This is a genomic window from Hymenobacter agri (assembly GCF_054778495.1).
In genome coordinates this window covers 1-1220 of record NZ_BAAGZM010000920.1, presented here as the reverse complement: position 1 = coordinate 1220, position 1220 = coordinate 1, and the positions used below count along the sequence as shown (strand labels likewise).

General features: G+C 68.8%; 1 protein-coding gene. It reads right to left on the bottom strand.

The window, feature by feature from the left end; all coding sequences use genetic code 11:
- Window positions 1-1220 (bottom strand): IPT/TIG domain-containing protein (locus tag ACYVDE_RS23380; RefSeq protein WP_460503929.1); only part of this gene is annotated, 1220 nt, incomplete at both ends.

Below are 1220 nucleotides of genomic sequence, written 5' to 3'. Positions count from 1 at the left end.
GCCCGCGCCGGTCAGCAGCTGGCAGCCGTCGTCGAACACGCCGCCCGGGGCTACCGTGAAGGCTCCGGCCACGGTCACGGCCCCGCCCAGGGTACCGGTGCCGGTGCCGGTGATGTCGATGTTGTTGTAGTCGCCGGGCGGAATCGTCTGCGGTGAGCTCACCGTGAGGCTGGGCAGCGTGGGCGTGAGCACCGTGAAAGGTGTGGTGCTGCTGCCCGTGCCGCCGGCCGTGGTCACGGTAATGGGCCCGGTGGTGGCCCCGGCCGGCACCGTAGCCGTGAGCTGGGTGCCCGACACAAACGTGAATAACGCCGACACCCCATTAAAGGCCACCGCCGTGGTGCCCGCAAACTCGCTGCCCGTAATGGTGACCAGCGTGCCCACCGGCCCGCCCAGCGGCGAGAAGCTGCTGATGACCGGCAGCGGCGGAATCACGGTAAACAGCAGGCCGTTGCTGCTGCCCGTCACCGTCACCACCACCGGGCCATAGGTGGCGCCTACCGGCACCACGGTCGTAATCTGGGTGGAGGAGTTGAGCGTGAACGGCGCGCTCACGCCGTTGAACGTCACCGACCCCACGCCCGTGAAGTTAGTGCCCGTAATCACCACCGTGGTGCCAATGGGGCCGCTGCTGGGGCTGAGCGTGGCAAGCGTCGAGGTTGGAATGGCCACCGTGAAGCTGATGGCGTTGCTCAGGCCGCCGGGCGTGGCCACCGTCACGGGTCCGCTGGTGGCGCCGGTGGGCACCAGGGCCGTAATCTGCGTAGCCGAATTCACCGTGAATGTGGCGCTGGTGCCGTTGAAATTCACCGCCGTGGCGCCCGTCAGGTTGGTGCCGGTGATGATGACCGTGGTGCCCACCGGCGAGCTGCCGGGCGAAATACCGGTGAGCGTGGGTGCCGGCGGCACCACCGTGAACAGCAGGCCGTTGCTGGGCCCGGCAGGTGTTGTCACCACCACGCTGCCGGTGGTGGCGCCAACGGGTACGCTGGTGGTGAGTTGGGTGGCCGAGTTCACCGTGAAGGCCGCGCTTACGCCGTTAAACGTCAAGCCCGTAGCTCCGGCCAGATTGGTGCCGGTGATGATGACCGTGGTGCCCACCGGCCCGCTGGTCGGGCTCAGGGCCGTGATGGTGGAGGCCGGGATGGTGACGGTGAAGGCCAGGCTGTTGCTGGTCCCGCCGGGCGTGGTCACCGTCACCGGGCCCGTGGTGGCGCCGG